The sequence below is a fragment of the Alteribacter natronophilus genome (genome assembly GCF_006007885.1).
Taxonomy (GTDB): Bacteria; Bacillota; Bacilli; order Bacillales; family Salisediminibacteriaceae; genus Alteribacter; species Alteribacter natronophilus.
Genome location: NZ_VCRO01000003.1, coordinates 450,988 through 472,666, shown reverse-complemented (window position 1 = coordinate 472,666; position 21,679 = coordinate 450,988). Strand labels below are relative to the sequence as shown.

Here is a 21,679-nt window from a genome sequence, read left to right as displayed (position 1 = left end):
AAAAAAGGTGCTGTTAACTTTGGCTTCTCAATCCCAACATCACGAATTACATAATCACCGGCGTCAGCTGACGGATATGCGTATTTTTTATTTCCTTTCCTTCTTTGCCATAGGGGGTCTCTTCCCTCTGTTAAGTGTGTATCTGCAGAATGAAGTGGGGCTGAGGGGATCCCAGATCGGGGTAATCATGTCCATAGGTCCGGTGATGATGCTCATTGCCCAGCCGATCTGGGGGCTTATCAGTGATTATACGAGAAGCCCGCGGATTCTGCTGGCGATTTCTGTTACCGGTACCGGTGCGATCGGACTTATGTATGTGACTGCGGAGGTGTATCCGGTACTGATTTTTATTGCTGCTTTTCTCGCTCTTTTTCAGGCAGCCATGATCCCGCTTTCTGACAGCATGGTCATGAATTATGTTCATAAAAAAGGCGGCGATTACGGACGAATCCGCCTGTGGGGCGCAGCAGGTTTTGCCCTGGCCGTCTGGGTGATGGGGAATCTGTCCGACTGGTTCGGACAGTCCATTATTTTCTACGCCTTTGCAGTCGTTCTCTGGATCAGTGCCTGGTTTGCTCTGAAAATGCCAAGAGAATCGCAGGTTGTCAGGGTGGACCTTAAGAAAGGGCTCCGGAGGCTGATTGTCGTTCCAAAGTTTGTTCTGTTTTTAATCGCTACGTTTCTTGTGTTCGGACCGATTATGGCCAATAATTTTTATTTCGGTCTGCTGATTCAGTTTGCCGGAGGTTCTCTTGCCGGTGTCGGTCTGGCATTTCTTCTTGCAGCGGGAAGTGAGATTCCGTTTATGAGATGGGCCGGCAGTCTGATTTCGAAACAGGGTGTTACGGTCATCCTCTTTCTTGCCGCGCTTGTTTCCGGATTCCGCTGGCTGTTTTATTTTCTCGGGCCGTCTCCGGAACTGATCTATGTTACCACCGTCATTCAGGGGCTCTCGATCGGACTGTTTATACCTGCAGCACTGCAGTATGTACGGAGCCTGGCTCCTGAAGAGGTAAAAGCAACAGCTGTGAGCCTGTATGCAGCTGTTGGGAATGGCCTTGGTGCATGGTTCTTTACATTTTTTGCCGGGATCATTATGGACTGGCAGAACATACTTTATGTTTACCTGTTTTACGGGGTCCTGACATTATGCGGGGCAGCTGTTCTCATTGTTATTATGAATCTTGAAAAGAAAGAAGGCGCCCCTGTGGACGCCTGATAAAAAAAGCTTGGACATAAGGAAAGTGTTTAGATTCGAATCCGAACAAAAAGCTGATAAGCGGATGAAATATTTGCCGACTCCTGCGGGAGGAAAAGCGCAGTTGAGACCCCTTAAGTAGCGAAGCACGCGGAGGCTCAGCCGCTTCCCGAAGAAAGCGGTGAATATTTCAGGAGCGATTTACTGCATTGCATATTGATTGTCCGGATTTTTGTCCGTAAAAACATTTCTGTTCCAGCCTCGATAAAAAACGGGCATCCGAATGGCGGGTGCCCGTTTTCACTGTATTTTTCCTGTAAATAATGGTGCTGCCTGTTTACTCCTCGTCAAAGAGGAACAGGTCAGTGGAGAGGTAACGTTCCCCGGTATCACAGGCAATGGCAACGACAACATCATCGGGTCCGAGTCGTTTTGCCACCTGGAGGGCCGCATAGCAGGCTGCTCCAGAGGATGGTCCCACAAGGATCCCCTCTTCTCTTGAAAGTCTTCGGGTTATGTCATAGGCATCTTCGTCCGTAATGGTGAAGATTTCCCCGTATACTTTCTCGTTCAGAATCGGGGGAACGAAGCCGGGGCTCGTTCCTACAAGCTTATGCGGACCGGGTTTCCCGCCGGAAAGAACGGGAGAGCCTTTTGGTTCCACAACGTGAATGCTTGCGTCCGGGTAGAATTTCTGAAGTTCTTCACCTGTACCGGTAATCGTCCCGCCGGTGCCGCTGGCTGCCACAAAAGCACTTAGCGGTTTACCGATCTGCTCCATAGCTTCCCGGATTTCAAGGGCCGTTGTCTTACGGTGGGCATCGGGGTTTGCTTCGTTTTCAAATTGCATCGGCATGAAGCTGTTCGGTACTTCCTTTACAAGCTCGTGGGCTTTTTCGATGGCACCCGGCATTTTTTTATCACCTGGTGTGAGAACGACCTCGGCACCATACGCTTTCAGGAGGTTGATCCGCTCCTGGCTCATTGTGTCCGGCATTGTGAGAATTGTACGGTAACCGCGGGCTGCCGTATTCATAGCAATCCCGATACCTGTATTTCCCGAAGTCGGTTCAATAATGACGGAATCACTGTTAATCAGGCCGTCTTTCTCCGCCTGTACGAGCATGTTGTAGGCGGCTCTGTCTTTTACACTGCCGCTGGGGTTCATGAATTCCAGTTTTAAATAAACATCGGCGCCGTTTTCCGGGGCCAGCTTCTGCAGTTTGACCAGCGGGGTATCGCCAATCAGTTCTGCCATATTATCAACTACGCGCATGACAATCATCCTTTCGGGCTTCTCAAAGTTATTCAGTCTGCAAAAAGTTAGAGGTGGCTTTTTTAAGCCCCCTGGAGCAGGGGCATGATCCTGCATGATCATTGATCTATATTGTTACACTAAAAGAGAGCGATATTTCCATTTTTCCTGATCGTGGTTGTCGGGATTAGTCACTGATATTTTATCACAACCGCGTTTAATCATAAAAGGAGGGGTACCTGTGAGCGGAGATCATTATTTCATTGCACTGCCAGTACCGGAGGAGGCGGCAGCTCCCCTGATAAAAATTCAGGAGGACTATGAAACAGATGAAAGGTTTAAAACAGAAGTTCATCCTGAGGATTTTCATATTACATTACTATTTCTCGGGGGCTGGGATGATGAAAAACGGGCGGCTCTCTGGGAGGAGATGAAGTCCCGTCTGCACGAAGAGGCTGTTTTCCGGCTTAAATTGCGGGAAGTCGGGTTCTTTGGCCGCCCGGCTGAACCTCGTGTACTCTTCGGCGGGATGACGTACAGCAAGGCGCTGATGGAGCTGCAGATCAAGGTGAAGAAGCTCGCTGAAAAACACGGATTTCCAACAGAATCCCGACCGTTCACGCCGCACATAACTGTGGCGAAAGGGTACAGGGGGGACAGGCCGCTGAAACTGCACAACCTGCCATCGGAACTCCCTCCGGTTGAGTGGCAGGCGGGAGAGGTAATACTGTTTAAAATCCACCCGGGAAAGTTTCCCAAATACGAAAAAATAGATACAATTACCCTTCACTCGTAAAAAATCAGATGGATTTCTACCATGAGAGCGGTGCGGAGGCTGTGCTAAAATAAAAACAGTTAACTATGCAGGGGGGAATGGCAGATGGCACAGCTGGTGAAACTGGCAGATTACATATCCAGGTACGAAACAGATCTTCACCGCTATTCAAGCCGCTACCCCCGCCTGAAAACAGAGCGGTGGGAACGGCTGAAGCATAATTGGGAAACAGAGCGGAAAAAGCCTCTCATAAGGGATTACGAAGAGATTGTTACTTCCAGCTGGGGTATGGAGGCAGGTTCGGTGTGGAAGCGGATGGTAAAGCAGGTTCCGTTCCTGCGACGAAAAAATGTAACGAAGGAGGAAACTGACGGGGGCAGAGATGTTTCATTTAACCGTCCCGTTTCTTCACTGGACAGCCTTGCAAGGTCGTTCAGGGAGGAACTGTATCAGTTTCAGCTGAGCTGGGCTTCTTCGACTATTTCGGAAACGTCCGCCATCAGCAGCCGGTTTGAACAGGATACGCTCCTTGCCAGGATGGTAAAGGACCTGCCTGATACATACTTTATTCTTTATTCCCCTGTATTCCGGGTTCGGCAGGCGGAAGTGGAGCTTGGAGTTATTATAATCACTCCTGTGGAGATCTGGCTGCTACAGCCTCTGGACGGGGACGAGCATACGATTTATTCCCCCCTCAATGAGCGATTCTGGAACAGACAGAGCCGGAGTGGAACAGAAAAGATCATCCATCCCGGAACGGCTTTAAAACGGATGGCTTCAGTTGTAAAGGAAATTCTCCAGGAACAGGGGCATCCGGCAAAACTGAAACCGGCTCTTGTAGCGAAAAACAGCTTTATCGATATACCTGATAATAACCGGATCTACAGGATCATCGATAAACGCAGCTTTCCCGGCTGGTTTGAACAGATGAGGAAAAATCATTCACCGATTAAGTCCGATCAGCTTAAAGTGACAAATACGCTGCTGGATTACTGCGTGACTTACGCTGCCGAAAGGTCGGGTTTGAGCGGCGAAAGTGCAGTAAATGAGGAGCGGGGAGGCGGCATCTGAACGGGCAGAGCCTGTTTTGAGGAAAATTTGTGAGTTCGCCATGAAGCCGCGTAAATCATATAACCCGGAATGTGTATAAATCAGGCCGCTCCCACAGATGTGGAGCGGCCTGATTTTTTACTGCAGAGTTATGTCATTCGTTTCAGCTTCCATATTTCCGAGGCATATTCCTGGATGGTACGGTCGCTCGAGAATTTCCCGGAGTAGGCGATATTGGTTACGCTCATATTCATCCAGGCCGGCTTGTCACGATAGGCCTGCTCTACAAGTTCGTGGGTTTCAATATAGGCATCAAAGTCTTTGAGAACGAAATACGGATCGTTGTGATAAAGGATGTGGTAATAGATATCCTTGAATTCGATCTCCTGGGAGCCGAATGCCCCTTCGTTCAGCTGGTCCAGAATCCGCCGGACGCGCTCATCATTGTTATAGATATCCCTGGCAACGTAGCCGCCGTGATGGTAGTAATCCAGCACCTCGTCGGCAGTAAGGCCGAAAATAAAGATGTTCGGGTCTCCTACGAGATCACGGATTTCAATGTTGGCTCCGTCCAGGGTACCGAGAGTGAGTGCCCCGTTCATCATCATCTTCATGTTCCCCGTGCCGGAAGCCTCCTTACTGGCAGTGGAGATCTGCTCACTGATATCCGCAGCGGGAATAATCCGTTCGGCCAGGCTCACATTATAGTTCTCCAGGAAGATCACCTTGAGCTTATCGTTGATGGAAGCATCGTTGTTTATAATCGATGCCATCCGCACGATCAGTTTAATGACTTCCTTTGCAAAGTAATAACTCGGTGCCGCCTTGGCGCCGAAAATGAACGTTCTCGGCGTGATGTCCAGGTTCGGATTGTCCTTCAGCTCGTTATAGAGGTGGATAATATGAAAGATGTTTAACAGCTGTCGTTTGTATTCATGGAGCCGCTTGATCTGCACATCAAAAATGGAGTGTTCACTCACCGTTATTCCTGTTTTATCGTGAATGAAGTTTGCCATCTTTTCTTTATTCCTGAGCTTCACATCCGACACCCTGTCAAGGAACGGCTCATCCCGGGAGTAGCGCAGCAGACTGATCAGCTGGTTTGGCCGGCTGATCCACTGGGGGCCGATGACATCCGTAATCAGAGATGACAGCTCCGGGTTCACCTGAAGGAGCCAGCGTCTGTGGGTAATGCCATTTGTTTTGTTGTTGAAGCGGTCCGGAAACAGCGTGTAGAAGTTTTTCATTTCTTTTTTCTTCAGGATCTCAGTATGGAGGCGGGCTACACCGTTAACACTGAAGCTCCCGACAATGGCAAGCCGCGCCATATGGATCTGATCGTCGGCAATGATAGCCAGTTCATGGACCTTACTCTGCAGCTCAGGGTGGTTCTCCCATACATCACGGCAGAATCGCTCGTTGATCTCGTGAATGATCATATGCAGACGGGGCAGGAGGGTTTTAACCATATCCTGCGGCCATTTTTCCAGAGCCTCACTGAGTGTGGTGTGATTCGTATAGGCAACTACACGGGTTGTAATGTCCCATGCATCGTCCCAGCCAAACCGTTCCTCATCCATAAGAATTCTCATCAGTTCCGGTACGGTGAGACTCGGGTGAGTATCGTTAATCTGGATGACAATTTTTTCAGGCATATGAATGAGGGAGCGCCTCACATTCTTTTTATACTGCCTGATGATACTTTTCAGACTGGATGATACGAGGAAATACTGCTGTTTTAAGCGCAGCAGCTTTCCTTCGTAACCGGAATCATCCGGATAAAGAAAGCCGGAGATCTGTTCAATGGAATGTTTATGATCGAGATGATGGTAGTACTGTGAGCTCTGGCTCGTCATCATATCGGTAGTCCCTGAATTTGATTCTGCACTCCAGAGGCGCAGAGTGTTTACAACACCGTTCTGGTAACCGGCAATGGGAACGTCATAGGGGACAGCCGTCACTTTATCAGTATTTTCGTATTTAAATTCCAGGCTGCCGTCATTTTTCTTCAGCATATGGATGTCCCCGCCAAAGTGAATATCCACCGCCTCATCGGCTTTACGTGTTTCCCAGGGATATTCTTCCTTCAGCCAGTAGTCCGGCAGCTCCACCTGGTGGCCATGAATAATCCTCTGTTCAAAAAGCCCGTACCGGTACCGGATGCCGCAGCCGTGACCGGCATAATTCAATGACGCGATTGATTCAAGGAAACAGGCCGCGAGCCTTCCAAGACCGCCGTTCCCCAGCCCGGCATCATGCTCCGTTGCATAGACTTTTTCAGGGTCGTACCCCATTTTTCTCAGTGCCTCATTGCAGGAATCCAGCATGCCTGTATTGAGAAGATTGCTTTCAAGGAGGCGCCCGATCAGGAATTCCATAGAAAGGTAGTAAACCTGCTTGTTTTCGGTTTTTCTGCATCGTTCCTGTGTTTCGATCCAGTTTTTGTTCATTTCTTCACTTACAATGCCGCAAATCGCGTAAAACAGGTCTTTCTCGGAGGCATCTTCAAGCGAGATCCCTCCGACTTTTTCAGTTTTTTGTCTGATACTGTCAATCCAGCTTTCTGTAGTTAACTGGGCCAAAATGGTTCACTCCCTAGGAATAGATACTGGCATGTGTGAATGACTCATACAGGTCTGCATAGGATGCAGCGGAGTCTTTCCAGCTGTACTGGCTTTTATTGACGTTTTTCAGAAGCTGGATCCACTGAATCGGATTACGGTAAACCGAAAGTGAATACCGCAGCGCATCAAGAAGTTCATGGGCATTATAGTTCTCAAAACGAAAGCCGTTTCCTTCTCCTGTGATTTCGTTAAATGGCGTCACCGTATCACGAAGACCACCTGTTTCCCGTACAATTGGCACAGCTTTGTACTGAAGGGCAATCAGCTGGGTGAGACCGCATGGTTCAAACTGAGACGGCATAATAAAGAAATCGGCTGCTGCATACATTTGCCGGGCCAGCTTTTCATCAAACATCAGTTTTACAGAGAACCTGTCAGGATGACGCTCCTGTGCATGGTAAAAGAAGCCTTCAAACTCACCCTCACCGGTGCCGAGTACGGCAACCTGCACATCTTCTTCAAGAAACTCATCGAGGATCCGCTGAACAAGGTGGAAGCCTTTCTGTTCCACGAGACGTGAAACGATGATATAAAGGGGCTTTTCACCATCTACTGGAAGATGCAGCTGCTCCTGGAGATATTCTTTGTTTTCTTTCTTTTTGCCCCGTGAATGGCGGTAATTTGAGAAGATATACGGATCTTTCATAGGATGATAGTCGTTTGTGTCGATTCCGTTGATGATGCCGGACAGGTCCTCTGCTCTCTCGTTAAGCAGTTGATGAAGTCCTTCGCCGTAGTAGGGGTCTTTAATCTCCTCTGCATAACTCGGGCTTACGGTCGTGATTTTATCAGCATGGAAGATCCCGCTTTTCATGCAGTTGAGCATGCCGTTCCATTCCAGTCCACCGAAATGTTCAATGGAAAGGTTAAACAGCTCATCAAACATCTGATGGGGCATCATACCCTGGTACCGGATGTTATGAATGGTGAACACCGTGTGCAGATCCTCGAGAGGTTGCAGAATTTTGGCAAAAGCCGGAACCAGTCCCGTCTGCCAGTCATGAGCATGGATGACATCAGGTGTAAAACCGATGTAAGGCAGTGCTTCAATGACCGCACGGCTGAAAAAGACAAACCGCTCCCCGTCGTCATAGTATCCGTATACCCCTTTGCGGGTGAAATAATAGTCATTGGCTACGAAAAAATACTCGACATTGTTATGTTCGAGGCTGTACAGGGAGGCCTCCTGGTTTCGCCAGCCTACAGGTACATTAATGGTGGCGACAAGCTCCATCTGTGCCTGCCAGTGGGACGGCATTTCATCGTAAAATGGAAGAATTACTTTCACGTGTGCTTTTCTTGATTTGTTCAGTTCCTGGGGGAGGGAGCCGATGACATCGGCCAGTCCTCCGGTTTTGATGAATGGGGTGCATTCGGATGCAGCAAAAAGTACGTTTTTCATCACCAGTCTCCTTTTTCATGTCACCCGGAAGCAGGTAAGGCTTCCGGGATGGTTTTTTTCTTAGACTCGTTTCATAAAGGTATGTTGTTTTATTACGCTGCAGGCGGACGCTTTCCGCGGGCATCGCTTCAGCCTTTGGAGAAAGGGGGCCTTGCCGTTACATTACCTTCCGCTTGGCCACAACGTAAGGTTTTGCCGGAGACCCGATAAATGTCTGATCCTGTCTCACAGTCACATCCTTGTCGAGAATGACATTTTCAAGGTGAACGCCTTCCTCGATCGTGCACCGCTGCATAATTACGGAGTTAATGACTTTTGCTCCGGGCTTCACTTTTACCCCCCTGAAAAGAATGCTGTTTTCCACTTCACCGTTAATTTCACATCCGTTTGCCAGAAGAGAATCTTTCACTTCCGAGAGGTCCAGGTATTTTGTCGGCGGCTCATTGCTGATTTTTGTTTTGATAAATGCGTTTTTATAGAACAGTTCTTTGTAGTTGTCCGGGTTAAGCAGATTCATATTGTTTCTGAAAAAGCTTTCCACGGAATTGATGAAAGCAGTATAGCCTACATGCTCGTACGTCTGGACATTCAGATCCCCAAGGTTGGCTTTGATGCCGTCAAGGAAGAAATGGCCTTTATGATGGGCGATGCACTCATCCACAAGTTTCATAAGGAGTTCCTTGCTGATAATGTACACGCCGGTAAACAGGTGCGGGTTGCTGTGCTCGTTCGTAAGGTTGTGAACCCATCCCCGGTCATCCTGCTCAATGCGGAGGCTCGCTTCGTGTTCTTTTTCGAAGTTTTGAACCCGGGTTGTAATTAAAGTTACATCTGCTTTTCGTTCAAGGTGGTACTCAAAGGCTTCCTGGTAGTCTGCGTTTGAAAGGAACTGGCTTCCGCTTATGATGACGTAGTTTGAGCGGCCGCGGTTGAAGTAGTCTCTGTTGTTATGAAAATGGCTTAAATCGCCGCGGGAAATATCAGTGGGATCGTTCCAGTCCGGCGGAAGAATGAACAGGCCACCGTTTCTGCGGTCCAGCTCCCAGTCAGCCCCTGTGCCAAGGTGGTCCATAAGTGAACGGTATTTGTTTCGTGTAAAAATGGCAATGTCCTGCACGTTTGAACGGACCATGTTGGAGAGTGTAAAGTCGATCATGCGGTAACGGCCGGCAAAAGGAACTGCAGCTCCGCACCGGAAGTATGTCAGTTCGCTGAGATAGTCGTGTTCGTGTTCCAGGTTAATGAGTCCCATCATTGTTTCCATGGATATTTTCCTCCTTTAGTTTGGCGGTTGTTTTTGAAGGTGTCTTGTAAGAAGCTCCGCTGCGCGCCGTCCGTTCGCTTTCCGCGGCGGTAGAGGTGGAGGCTCGTTTTTTTCAGAGGTATTATTACTTCATTACCGCAAGCTCAACATTTTCGCTGTCAATGACGAATGGTTCTTCTCCTTCAGGGGTGGAAATGTAGGAGCCTGGAGGAATGACGGTATCTTCCTTAATGATGGCACGCTCAATAACGGAGTTTTCTCCTACTTTGACCCGAGGATGCAGAATCGATTCCCGGACCGTGCACTTGCTGTCAACTTCCACGTTTTCAAAGAGAATCGACCGGTCTACCGTTCCGCGGATCCAGCATCCGGAGTTGATAAAGGAGTTGGTTATATTTGTGTTGCCGTTAATATACTGCGGCGGATAATTTGAATCATGGGAATAGGTGCGCCACTCTTTGTTGTTGAGGGATACCATCCCCTCCATGTCAAGGAGATCCATGTTCGCCTCCCAGTAGCTGCGGACCGTTCCTACATCCTTCCAGTAACCTTCGAAGCGGTAGGCGAACAGACGGCGGTCGTCTGAGACCATGGCAGGAATGATGTCTTTTCCGAAGTCGTGGCTGGATTTCACGTCCCTGGCATCTTCAAGGAGATAATTCCGCAGTACTTTCCAGTTGAAAATGTAAATTCCCATGGATGCCAGATTGTTCTTTGGCTCGGCAGGTTTTTCGTCAAACTCATAGATTCTGAGGTCGTCCGTTGTATTCAGAATACCGAAACGGGAAGCTTCGTCCCATGGAACTTCAATAACGCTGATCGTTGCATCGGCATTCTGTTCTTTATGATGTTTCAGAAGTTTCCTGTAATTCATCTGATAAATGTGATCACCGGAAATCACGAGCACGTACTCGGGATCGTAACGGTCGATAAAATGAATGTTCTGATAAATGGCATCCGCTGTGCCCGAGTACCAGCTTCCGCCTTCTTTCTGAGTGTACGGTGAAAGGACGGATACACCGTCATGCTGACGGTCCATATCCCACGGTTTTCCGATGCCGATATGCTTGTTCAGAAGAAGAGGAGAATACTGTGTCATCACACCAACTGTATGAATGCCGGAGTTGGCACAGTTGCTGAGTGTAAAATCAATGATGCGGTACTTGCCGCCAAACGGGACAGCAGGTTTAGCCAGATCCTTGGTCAAAAGCCCGAGCCTTTTTCCTTCACCGCCTGCAAGTAACATGCCTACCGTTTCTTTTTTGCTGTTCATTACAATTCCTCCTCATTTGGGTTTTCATCTATTCTTTTAAAAAATGTGAGAGCCAGCGGTGGAACTTTTAAGCGGATATGCTGCTCATGGCCGTGCCATTTTTCCGGGATTGTAAAATGCTCTTCCGTATTCAGCTGTCCGGATCCGCTGAACAGACTGTCATCGGAGTTGAATACCTCCACGTATTTCCCTGGACGGGGAACGCCGACTTTGTAGTTGTATGACACTTCAGGTGTGAAATTACACACAATAATCAGCTCGTCACCGGGTGTTTTGGATCTCCTCATAAAAGCCAGAACGCTTTGATCAATATTGTGCGGGTCGATCCATTCGAATCCGGAAGGGTGATGATCCTGTTCAAACAGAGCCGGATTTTCGAGATAGAAATAATTCAGTTTGGACAGGTACGTGTGCATAGACCGGTGAAGCGGGTAGTCGAATAAATGCCAGTCAAGCTGTTCCTGGTCCTTCCATTCTGCGTACTGTCCGAATTCACCGCCCATGAAAAGCAGCTTCTTACCGGGATGAGCCATCATGTATCCATAAAGGAGGCGCAGACCTGCAAACTGCTGCCACTGATCTCCCGGCATTTTGTCCAGCAGGCTCTTTTTCCCGTGTACGACTTCATCGTGGGATAAAGGAAGGACGAAATTCTCTGTGTGCGTGTACATAAATGAAAATGTCAGGAGATTATGATGCCACTTCCGGTAAACCGGATCGTGCTCCATGTAATCAAGCGTGTCGTTCATCCACCCCATATTCCATTTAAAATTAAACCCGAGTCCGCCCTGGTATGTGGGGGCGGTAACCAGAGGGAGGTCCGAACTGTCCTCTGCCATCATAAGAGTCTGAGGATAGTGTTTGAAAACGATTTCGTTAAGCTTTTTTATAAAAGCGACGGCTTCCAGGTTATCCTCACCGCCGTATGTGTTATGGATTTTTTCCTCACCGTCGGGACGGTCGAAGTTCAGGTAAAGCATGCTGGCGACTGCGTCTGCACGAATACCATCAATGTGATACTCATCGAGCCAGAACATGGCATTTGAAATTAAAAAGCTCTGGACTTCGGGACGTCCGAAATCAAAAGTAAGCGTTCCCCATGTTGTTTTGTCCGCTTTTTTCGGATCACTGTACTCAAACAGGGGCTCGCCGTCGAACTGCCTCAGGCCATGATCATCTCTGCAGAAATGGCCTGGAACCCAGTCCATTATGACGCCAAGACTATGATGGTGGCACTGATCTACAAAATACTTGAAATCATCCGGTGTTCCGTACCGGCTTGTGACTGAGTAATAGCCTGTAATCTGATACCCCCATGACAGGTCGAGCGGGTGCTCAGCCAGTGGGAGCAGTTCAATGTGGGTAAATCCGAGTGATTTAACATAGGGAATAAGTTCGTCAGCCAGTTCCCGATATGTGTAAAGTGAACCATCCTGATGTGTTTTCCATGAACCTGCGTGCACCTCATACACATTGAGTGGTGACTCGTGGGGGTTTCGCGCTCTGTTCATTTCCTGCCAGTTACTGTCCTGCCACTCGTAGGTGTTGTGGCGATGGGCCACCGATGCCGTAGCAGGTCTCACTTCCGAATAATAGGCGTACGGATCGCTCTTCAGGATCCGGTCTCCCTGTGCTGTCGTGATTTCATACTTATATGCCGTATCCGGCTGTACATCCGTAAAAAAGCCTGACCATAAACCCTGATCTGTAAGGCGGGTGAGCTTGTGGCCGTTGCTTTCCCAGTGATTAAAGTCCCCTGCTACCCCAACTTCACGGGCATGGGGGGCCCAGACAGTGAACCGGAAGCCGGTCTGATTTTCAAAGGTCACTTCGTGGCACCCCATAAACTGATAGCTCCGGTAATGCGTCCCCTGGTGAAAAAGGTAGATGTCTTCCTCTGAGATGTGATATGCCATGACAATCCCCTTCCTTAAATATACCTATTTATGAATAATCATTCATTCATTAGTGGAGTGAGTGTTCAGTGGATATGATAAGAACACATTGTGTCAGTACCGGGGAATGAGGGCCGGATACTGTTCTATTATCCTAATTTAACAGAGTTTGAGCATAAAATGAACAGCATTTTTTTGAAAATTCAGTGAGGAATTTGGGTGTTTTGGGGGAAAGATGTCGAATTCATTATCACTCCATAGCATTGATTATATATGCATTTACATTTGTAAACGCTTCCAATGGTTTGAAGAGGGCGGGTTAGGGCTATGTTATTATCAGAGTAGTCTGATTACGGGTCATGGAAGTAAGAATAAGAGTCGTTCATTCCTGTAATGGATTTGTCATTTTTGCGCATATAATTAACCAAACCACGCTGAAAAGAGGAATTGAATTGGAAAAGTCTGTAGCATGGATTGATGATGTTAAACGGCTTACAGTGAATGCCGATCAAATACACGAACTTACGGACGAAACCCCAATTGTAATTTGGGGTGGCGAAAAACTTGAAGGGTGGGTTGATAAAACCCATCTTGATCATACTGCCTCCATCCTCTTCAGCAGTCCTCTTCCTGTAGGGGAGGAGGCTGCCCTGAAGTGGGGGGATCTGGAGTGTCCGGTATATGCCGGTTCGGTGGTGCGTACGCCCTGGTTTGAAAAGCATTTTACAGATATCAAAGAAAAGCTGGGGGCAACCTGGGGACAGGAGGAAACCACTTTTAAAGTCTGGGCTCCTACCGCTTCCAGGATAAAGTTATATTTGAATAATAAATATTACGATATGAAAAAAAATAAAAAAGGAGTCTGGGTGACTTCTGTGAAAGGGGACCAGCACCTTTCCTCCTATCAGTACGAAGTATCCATTAATGGAAAACTGCTTAAAGTTAACGATCCCTATGCAAAGAGTGTAACGGCAAACAGCAAGAAAAGTGTCGTAGTGGATATGACCAGGGTGGAACCCGAGGGGTTTTCCGATCATTCACATCCCAAAACCCGGAAACCGGAAGACGCAGTCATTTATGAGCTGCACGTCAGGGATGCAACGATTGATGAGAAGAGCGGTGTCACACACAGAGGAAAATATAAAGGCCTGACAGAGTCCGGAACAGTCACCGCACAGAATGACCTGACAGGGCTGTCGTATTTTAAGGAGCTGGGTGTTACACATATCCAGCTCCTGCCGGTAAACGACTTTGGCCGTGTTGATGACTTTCGCCCGGAGGAACAGTACAACTGGGGGTACGACCCTCTTTTCTTTCAGGTGCCTGAAGGAAGCTACGCCACAGACCCGGAAGACCCCTCATGCAGGATTGCAGAATGCCGGCAGATGATTCAGGCACTTCATGAGCATGATCTTAACGTGATTCTTGATGTGGTTTATAATCATGTATTTGTGAAGGAGGAGTCTCCGTTTCATCAGCTTGTGCCAGGCTATTACTTCCGCTATCATGGCGATGGGACGCCGGGTAACGGCACAGGAGTGGGGAACGACCTGGCCACAGAGCGAGTGATGGTGCGCAGGCTGATTCTTGATACCGTCCAGTGGTGGCTCAGGGAATACAAGGTCGATGGTTTCCGGTTTGATCTTATGGGCGCGATGGATAAGGAAACGATGCAGGAGATCAGAGCCCTTTGCGACCGGGAGGACAGAACTGTTATCCTCCTTGGTGAAGGCTGGCATCTGGATACGCCGCTGGAGCCGGAACGAAAGGCAACGATGGATCACGCCGGTGACTTGCCCGGTATTGCATTTTTCAATGATTTCTTCAGGGACACAATGAAGGGAAATCTGTTCTTTAAACATGATGCGGGGTTTGTAAATGGTCTCGGTCATCTGATTGAACGCCTTCCCCAGCTTGTTTCCGGCTCATGCCGTGATGACATGGGGGAGAGAAAAGTGATCGCAGCGTGCCAATCAGTGAATTATACGGAGTGCCACGATAACCATACTCTCTGGGACCGGCTTGCTCTGACCAATGAATCGGAAACCGAGGATGAAAAAAGGAAGATCCACCAGCTTGCTTCCGGGCTGACCATTCTGAGTCAGGGAATTCCTTTCATTCACGCCGGACAGGAGTGGTTTCGTACCAAGTACGGTGATGAGAACAGCTATATCTCAGGTGATGACATAAATAAACTGGACTGGGGGAGACGGGCAGCGGAGAAAGACAATATCCGCTTTATAAAATCCCTGATTGCGATCCGGAAAAAGTATCCGGTGTTCAGAATGTCCCGGCAGGAGGAGATTAAACGCCGGCTGCATATTCTCCAGAGCCCGGCTCCGGTCTTCGGGTGGCTTCTTCTGGGGGATGCGGAGGAAATTGCTGTTTTTGTGAATCCCACGAAAAAACGGTTTCCGCTTTACCTTCCTTCGCCGGGGAAGTGGGACCGCCTTGTGAGCAACCGCCTGCAGACTGCACCATCCACAGCCTTTATCATCGGTGACCAGGGGGAAACAGAACCCTATGAATTCACCGTATATAAAAAGGAAAGAATCCAGTAAAAGAAATGAAACCGGGAAAGACTTAGGACATATTCATCTCTTTACGGACTTTTGCAACAGACTCTTGAACAAAAGCCAAACTTTATTTACAATGATATAAGACTTTTTGTGTCTTCTTATATATAATGATTCGTGGTATGATTAAACTTCTCTGAACCGGACACGAGGAAATTGAGGGTGAAACGATTGAAACACTTGATAGGTGAAGGATGGCATTTGCGTCCTGCCGGTGGAGCCACCGGGGAAGCTTACGTAGCTGAGCAGGGCGAACAGAAAATATTCATAAAGCGTAATTCTTCACCATTTCTGGCTGTTCTTTCAGCAGAAGGGATCGTTCCCAAGCTGCTGTGGACGAAGCGACTGGAAAGCGGTGATGTGATTACTGCCCAGCGCTGGGTAAACGGCCGGGAACTCAAGTCTTTTGATATGAACGATGCACGCATTGCCAGGCTGCTTGGTAAAATTCACCGCTCAAAAGAACTGCTGGAAATGTTCCGCCGTCTCGGAAACACTCCTCTTACTCCTGAACGGTTACTTTATGGACTGAAGGAGCAGGCGGGACCTGCGCTGAAAAGTGACCATGCTGTTACTGAAGCGATGGTCTGGCTGGAAGAGCATATCGGGGAGGTCCAGACCGACCATTATGTAGTCTGTCACTCTGATGTGAATCATAATAACTGGATCATCAGTGAGGAGGATGCCCTTTATCTTATCGACTGGGATGGGGCGAATGTTGCGGATCCGGCTCTGGACCTGTCAGCACTCCTTTACCTTTATGTTCCTGAGGAGGACTGGAAAAGCTGGCTGGACTCCTACGGTGTAACCCTTACACCGGATCTTGTTAAGCGGATGAGCTGGTACATGCTGGCACAAAGCATTGAAAGTGTTGTCTGGCACGGAGGTAAAGGTCAGACAACTGAATATACGAAGTGGCGTACGCTGCTTAAGGAAGTTCTTCATAAAGTAAATGTAGGCATGAACTGAGAGAACCTTGTCTCCTGAATTGACTCAGGACGACAAGGTTCTTTTTTTATAATGATTCTTACATCAGCCGGTTCGGGTAAAGGAAGTTATGCTCTGATCTTTCAATGCCCTGTACCCACTGCTGAAGGTCTTCGTTTTCCAGCACTTCCATTATTCCATCAGCCTGATGCTGATGACTGTAATGCTGGATGGCTGTGAGCAGTTCCCTCAGATCCTCCTGAACTTCGTAGTTATTAAGAAGAGAAGCGGCAAGCCGTTCTACCTGCGCATACTCATCCCTGGAGCCGAAATGTTCGGTATCCTGATTTTTCAGGATATCCACTAAAAGCTGGAGCTGATGATGATAAGTCATTGGCATGGTGTGCACATCCTTTATCGTGTTTACTACCGATTAGGATGTGTGGAACCGGTGAAACTATACAGAGCTAAATTTCCCTGCCGCCGCGCTGGCTGTAGTCGATTGTAACTCCGCTTTTTTCATCATTTAGCATCGTCAGCTCCTCGATCCAGCGGGAGATGTTCTGGCGGTGAAAATGAATATGTTCTTCATTTGACGCACTGTTTTTACGTTCGTCCACGAAAGCGTCGATTTCTTTGATTGTTCCCTCGAAGTTATCGTTTACCTGCTCCCGTTTAAGCATCTTCATGCAGGATTGGAGCTCAAGAAATGTACCCTCACCTGCACCTTCGGCATCCTTCATTTTCTCGAGTATCGTTTTCGCCTGTGTAACTGGTGTCTCGTTTCTCACCGTTCATTCACCCCTTCTGCATGCATATTCCCTTTATACCCGCTGCACGGAAAAATAAGCGGGAGCATTGATGAGCAGCTGAGGGAGTTGTGGTATCCTTATGTATTGAATGACAGTTGAAACGGAGTGACAAATATGCGACAGCGAAATAAACCGTGGGCGCCTGAAGAGATTGCTGCTCACCCCCAGTACATAGTCCCTGAGCCTTCAGCTCATAGAGGTCTCTGGGTAGAATACTTTGGTAATGAGAAGCCCCTTTACGTGGAGGTTGGCAGCGGAAAAGGGCGTTTTGTGACAGGGATGGCTGAACAGAACCCTGATGTGAACATGATCGGGATTGAGAAATTTGATTCCATTATCCTAACTGGGCTTGAGCGTATGAAAGAACTTGATCTTCCGAATGTAGTCATGCTCAAGGAAGATGTTAACGATATTAATGATATATTTACCGAAAATGAAGTCGATCGGTTTTATATCAACTTTACCGATCCGTGGCCGAAGAATCGGCACGCAAAAAGGCGCCTCACCCATGAAGGATTTCTGCAGAAATATGTAGAATTACTGAAGGACGGAGGCGAAATCCACATGAAGACGGATAACCGGCCTCTGTTCGAGTATTCACTGCAAAGCTTTTCGGAATTCGGCTTCACGCTTCAGAACATCAGCCTGGATCTTCATGAGGATGGATTGGAAGGAAACGTTATGACTGAATATGAAGAAAAGTTCTCACGTAATGGCCAGCCCATCTACAGGCTCGAAGCAGTCTGGAACGACCGTTCCGGCCGATGATACGAATTCCGGAGCCGTAAGACCATACAAACTTCACAGTCAGGGGATGAGCTGAATGGCACTGGAACAACTGAAAGTGGGAGATGTGACAATTACGTGGCTCAACGGCGGGGTGACCCACATGGACGGAGGCGCCATGTTCGGTGTTGTGCCGAAACCGTTATGGGAGAAAAAATACCCGGTTAATGAGCGGAACCAGATCGAACTTCGCACCGATCCGATGCTCCTTCAGGCTGACGGAAAAAACATTCTGGTTGAGGCGGGAATCGGTACGGGTAAATTTAACGATAAACAGAAGCGCAATTTCGGAATCGAACACGAGTCTGCACTGAAAGAAAATCTGGGCGAGCTGGGACTCACCGTGGATGACATCGATACCGTTCTGATGACACATATGCACTTCGACCATGCTTCGGGCCTATCTGAGTATCAGGGGGAGGAGCTTGCCTCTGTGTTCCGGAACGCGGAAATTTACGTGAATGAAACGGAATGGGAGGAGCTTAAAAACCCGAATATCCGCTCTAAAGCCACTTACTATGAGGAGAACTGGAAGCCGGTCGTGTCGCAGGTTCGGACATATTCGGAAGCAGTTGAACCAGTGGAGGGCATTCGGCTTGTACATACAGGTGGTCACAGCGACGGCCACAGCATCCTGATGATCGACCGCGGCGGGGAAAAAGCAATCCACATGGCTGACATCATGCCGACCCACGCCCACCGCAATCCCCTCTGGGTGCTTGCCTACGATGACTATCCGATGGATTCCATCGACGCCAAGCAGAAGTATATCGCCCCGGCAATCAGGGACGGAGCCTGGTTCCTGTTTTACCACGACTATAAGTACCGCGCCCTTAAGTGGAACGAGGACAATGAAGTTGTTGAGGAAGTGCTTCGGAACGGGGAAAATGAATAGAGGCTGTTTATGGAGAGAGGAGTCCTGAGGAGGGCTTCTTTTTTTTGTTTGGTAGAAGGAAAGGGGATGTTGACTTTTAGGGGGAGGAGGGGCCGGAGAACGGTGCGAGCGGTTAAAGCAGCTAAGTACAAGTAAAATGAAATAAGTACAGGTAAATAAAAATATGTACAGGTAAAGCCCCGGCAACGAAAAAAGGTGAGCCCCGGCCGGGACTCACCTTTTTTTATATTGATTATTCGAGATCCAGATTAGTTTCACCATTTTCGTCGACTGTCAGAGTACCGCCGTATGCGTGGTCACCCTTGCCGGCTTTAAGAGCGAAAGCATAAAGGTCATATGCTCCTGGTGCGAGCTGCTCTCCAGCGGAAGTCAGTCCGTCCCAAGTGAATTGATGATAACCGGAGCTTACATCTTCGTTAGTATATGGTACGTCTACGAGGGTGGTTGTACCTTCTTTATAAACCTGAAGGGCAAAAGTTTCCGCACCACCTGGAAGATAAGCTTCACCGGCGATTGTTCCGTCTGAATTACTACCCAGGAACAGGTGAGTTACCCGAGGATAATCCGGTTCCATAACGAATGCAATACTCGGTACTTCAATGACTTCATCACCGTTAGTTAGGGTGATTGTTGCTTCATAATACCCTGCGTCAAGCTCAGAAGCATTTAGCTGTACAACTGTGTTCACTTTCTGTGAGCTCCCGGCTTGGACGCTCAGGTTACTGCTTGTATTTACACTGATGTGCTCTTCGCCATCGTTGAAAGCAACATCGATTTCATATTGCTTGCGCTCATCCGAAAGGTTTTGTACCTCGAAGTGCTGGCGCTCAACCTGACGGCCGCGATCTTTGTCAAATACGCCGAATGTGTGAGAACCGGGTGTTACAAGTGTTTCAGCAGTAATCGCGTCATAAGGACGAACACTTCCGGCACCCTGGGTGTTAAATGGATACGGGTTGCCGTCACGGTCAAGAACCGGTTCAGCTGTGTTCATGATCGCCGATTTCACCTGTCCAGGTGTTCTGTCAGGGTTAGCTTCAAGAATCAGCGCTGCCACACCTGCTACGTGCGGGGCAGCCATGCTTGTGCCCTGAAGGGAAGCATAGTAGCCGAATGCTTCCGGCATTGTGCTGACAATCGCGACACCAGGTGCAGATACGTCAGGCTTTATGCCGAAAGTAGGTGCAGCCGGTCCGCGGGAGGAGAAGTCAGCCATGGACTCAGGTACAACCTGGTCAAAAGCAATATCGAAGGTAACGGTATTGTTTCCTGCTTCAAGCTCGGCAAGAAGCGTCTGACCGTCTTCCTGAGTTGTCATAATTGTTGGAACAGCAAGACCCGGTACTTCCGGCTGTGAACCAGCCGCGTTGTTGTAGATGATCGCACCGACAGCTCCGTTGTCTTTAGCATTTTCAGCTTTGTCCACAAACGCATACTCACCGCGCTCAATCAGTGCAATTTTACCGTCAACGTCTACGTCCTCAAAATCTCCAGGACCTGCAAGACCGACGTCAACAAATTCAAGCTCTTCACCATTAAGTGCCATCAGTTCATCCACAGATGGGTAACCCATTACTTCTGCAGAAGGATAGCTTACATCGCCCTCGGTAGAGATTCCTGCATTGTAGGCATCATACGGAAGCTGCGTTGCACCAACGGAAATGGCATCGCGGGATGTGCCCGGAGAACCGACCGTCCAGTTGTTTGGACCGCTGTTTCCGTTTGCGACTACTGCTACAACACCTTCTGACATTGCCCAGTCAAGTGCAATGGAAGTGGCGAAGTCAGCATCGTTCAGTGAGTTACCAAGGGAAAGGTTCATCACATCCACGCCGTCCTGTACGGCTAGTTCAATGGATGCTACAACGTCTTGCGTTGTTCCACCGTTTGGCCCAAGGACACGGTAGCTGACAAGTGTCGCGTCAGGAGCAACACCCTGGATCAGCCCATCTGCCGCAACCGTTCCGGCTACATGCGTACCGTGGTACTGGCCTTCTCCTTCGTTTGGATCGTCATTGTTATCAACAAAGTCATATCCGAGATATTCTCCGAAAGAGCTTTCGAGGTCAGGGTGCGTGTAGTCAACCCCTGTATCAATGATCGCAACAGTGATGCCTTCACCGGTTACACCAAGGTCTTCCCACACTTCAGGTGCACCGATAAATGGAGCACTGTCCATCATGGCCGGTGAGAATGATTCCTCATCGATCAGTTCAGGTTCAAATTCACTTGCATCGTAATGAACATCCGGATAAACGGACTGTACACCGTCAAGTTCAAGTACGTCACTCAGTTCATTCTGCGGCACTTCAACGGAAAAACCGGAGAAGACTGTATCATACTCACGGTTTACTTCACTGCTCGGTGATACTTCAGCGAGAGCGTTTTTAACAGCTTCACGTGCCTGTTCAAGATTTGTTTCGGACTGGCTGCGGCCTGTGTGTTTTGCCTGAAGAAGCGAAGGCTCGTCCAGCTCCACCATAACTGTTATGCTTTCGGAAGAGTTCAGGTTATACTCTCCAAAAAGTTGTGCCTCGCTGTCTTCCACAACATGGCTGTTTGCCGAACCCTGAGATGCAAAAGCAGGCACCACAAGCAAAGCAGCCAGTGCAGAAGCACTCAATTGCTTAAATTTTGATTTCAAAATAAATTCCCCCTATTCCAAGATGTAAAGTTGGTTATACAAAAGGAAAATGTTTCACCTTCTGTAAACCTTGCACATAAAATTTCGTGCATCTAAAAGTTTAATCAATTAGTCGACAAAAATCGTCCTACTAAAGTAATAAGTTTGTGAAAAGTCAGAATAATACGCGGGTAGTGTCGGATGCTGGTGTGAAAGAGTAATAGTAAAATGAACTTATAAAAACGACAGAAAACGACAAATTATTCGTAGGTAAAAGTACTTAACCATTTTATGGAGTTAGTATTTTGTACTATGAAAAAAGAG

At 48.3% G+C, this 21,679-nt stretch carries 16 protein-coding genes; 7 read left to right on the top strand and 9 right to left on the bottom strand.

Annotation, left to right across the window (positions count from 1 at the left end; translation table 11 throughout):
- Positions 1–19: 19 nt before the first annotated feature.
- The gene (locus tag FGB90_RS12220) at positions 20–1,219 is read left to right on the top strand and encodes an MFS transporter (protein ID WP_246056162.1); all 1,200 of its coding nucleotides are present in this window, start codon (positions 20–22) and stop codon (positions 1,217–1,219) included.
- Positions 1,220–1,535: 316 nt separating this feature from the next.
- Here the strand turns inward: FGB90_RS12220 and cysK are convergent, their stop codons facing one another.
- A complete protein-coding gene (gene cysK / locus FGB90_RS12215) occupies positions 1,536–2,474 on the bottom strand; it encodes a cysteine synthase A (protein WP_138811115.1) in 939 nt (312 codons plus the stop codon).
- Positions 2,475–2,694: 220 nt separating this feature from the next.
- On the opposite strand from cysK, the gene thpR reads away from it, so the two are divergent.
- Together thpR and FGB90_RS12205 are read left to right on the top strand one after the other, a co-directional pair.
- Entirely contained in the window at positions 2,695–3,249 is a 555-nt protein-coding gene (gene thpR / locus FGB90_RS12210; protein ID WP_171051803.1) for an RNA 2',3'-cyclic phosphodiesterase, read from the top strand.
- 84 nt (positions 3,250–3,333) lie between these two features.
- Positions 3,334–4,299, top strand: coding sequence for a hypothetical protein (locus tag FGB90_RS12205; protein WP_138811113.1), 966 nt, complete (start codon positions 3,334–3,336; stop codon positions 4,297–4,299).
- Positions 4,300–4,427: 128 nt separating this feature from the next.
- Here FGB90_RS12205 and FGB90_RS12200 read toward each other — a convergent pair whose 3' ends face one another.
- The 5 genes from FGB90_RS12200 to glgB form a co-directional block, all read right to left on the bottom strand.
- Positions 4,428–6,860: a glycogen/starch/alpha-glucan phosphorylase gene (locus FGB90_RS12200; protein ID WP_138811112.1), complete on the bottom strand. Its 2,433-nt coding sequence runs from the start codon at positions 6,858–6,860 to the stop codon at positions 4,428–4,430.
- A 13-nt stretch (positions 6,861–6,873) separates the two neighbouring features.
- Positions 6,874–8,304 (bottom strand): glycogen synthase GlgA, encoded by a 1,431-nt coding sequence (gene glgA / locus FGB90_RS12195; RefSeq protein ID WP_138811111.1) that lies wholly within the window; start codon positions 8,302–8,304, stop codon positions 6,874–6,876.
- A 157-nt stretch (positions 8,305–8,461) separates the two neighbouring features.
- The gene (gene glgD / locus FGB90_RS12190; RefSeq protein ID WP_138811110.1) at positions 8,462–9,568 is read right to left on the bottom strand and encodes a glucose-1-phosphate adenylyltransferase subunit GlgD; all 1,107 of its coding nucleotides are present in this window, start codon (positions 9,566–9,568) and stop codon (positions 8,462–8,464) included.
- A gap of 124 nt (positions 9,569–9,692) precedes the next feature.
- Positions 9,693–10,841 (bottom strand): glucose-1-phosphate adenylyltransferase, encoded by a 1,149-nt coding sequence (locus FGB90_RS12185; protein WP_138811109.1) that lies wholly within the window; start codon positions 10,839–10,841, stop codon positions 9,693–9,695.
- Complete coding sequence (glgB, locus tag FGB90_RS12180) at positions 10,841–12,757, bottom strand: 1,4-alpha-glucan branching protein GlgB (protein WP_138811108.1); 1,917 nt, start codon at positions 12,755–12,757, stop codon at positions 10,841–10,843. The genes FGB90_RS12185 and glgB overlap by 1 nt, the downstream gene beginning before the upstream one ends.
- 431 nt (positions 12,758–13,188) lie before the next feature.
- Between glgB and pulA the strand changes: the two genes are divergently transcribed.
- Together pulA and FGB90_RS12170 are read left to right on the top strand one after the other, a co-directional pair.
- Positions 13,189–15,297 (top strand): type I pullulanase, encoded by a 2,109-nt coding sequence (gene pulA / locus FGB90_RS12175; RefSeq protein WP_171051802.1) that lies wholly within the window; start codon positions 13,189–13,191, stop codon positions 15,295–15,297.
- Positions 15,298–15,483: 186 nt separating this feature from the next.
- The gene (locus FGB90_RS12170; protein ID WP_138811237.1) at positions 15,484–16,281 is read left to right on the top strand and encodes a phosphotransferase family protein; all 798 of its coding nucleotides are present in this window, start codon (positions 15,484–15,486) and stop codon (positions 16,279–16,281) included.
- 58 nt (positions 16,282–16,339) lie between these two features.
- On the opposite strand, the gene FGB90_RS12165 is transcribed toward FGB90_RS12170, so the two are convergent.
- Positions 16,340–16,639: a YtzH-like family protein gene (locus tag FGB90_RS12165; protein ID WP_138811106.1), complete on the bottom strand. Its 300-nt coding sequence runs from the start codon at positions 16,637–16,639 to the stop codon at positions 16,340–16,342.
- Between the two features lie 67 nt (positions 16,640–16,706).
- Positions 16,707–17,030, bottom strand: a complete 324-nt coding sequence (locus FGB90_RS12160) for a YtzH-like family protein (protein ID WP_138811105.1) — start codon at positions 17,028–17,030, stop codon at positions 16,707–16,709.
- A 135-nt stretch (positions 17,031–17,165) separates the two neighbouring features.
- On the opposite strand from FGB90_RS12160, the gene trmB reads away from it, so the two are divergent.
- Both trmB and FGB90_RS12150 read left to right on the top strand, forming a co-directional pair.
- The gene (gene trmB, locus FGB90_RS12155; RefSeq protein ID WP_138811104.1) at positions 17,166–17,819 is read left to right on the top strand and encodes a tRNA (guanosine(46)-N7)-methyltransferase TrmB; all 654 of its coding nucleotides are present in this window, start codon (positions 17,166–17,168) and stop codon (positions 17,817–17,819) included.
- Positions 17,820–17,880: 61 nt separating this feature from the next.
- Positions 17,881–18,732, top strand: a complete 852-nt coding sequence (locus FGB90_RS12150) for a YtnP family quorum-quenching lactonase (protein ID WP_138811236.1) — start codon at positions 17,881–17,883, stop codon at positions 18,730–18,732.
- Positions 18,733–18,964: 232 nt separating this feature from the next.
- Here the strand turns inward: FGB90_RS12150 and FGB90_RS12145 are convergent, their stop codons facing one another.
- Entirely contained in the window at positions 18,965–21,376 is a 2,412-nt protein-coding gene (locus tag FGB90_RS12145; protein WP_138811103.1) for a S8 family serine peptidase, read from the bottom strand.
- Positions 21,377–21,679: the final 303 nt, after the last annotated feature.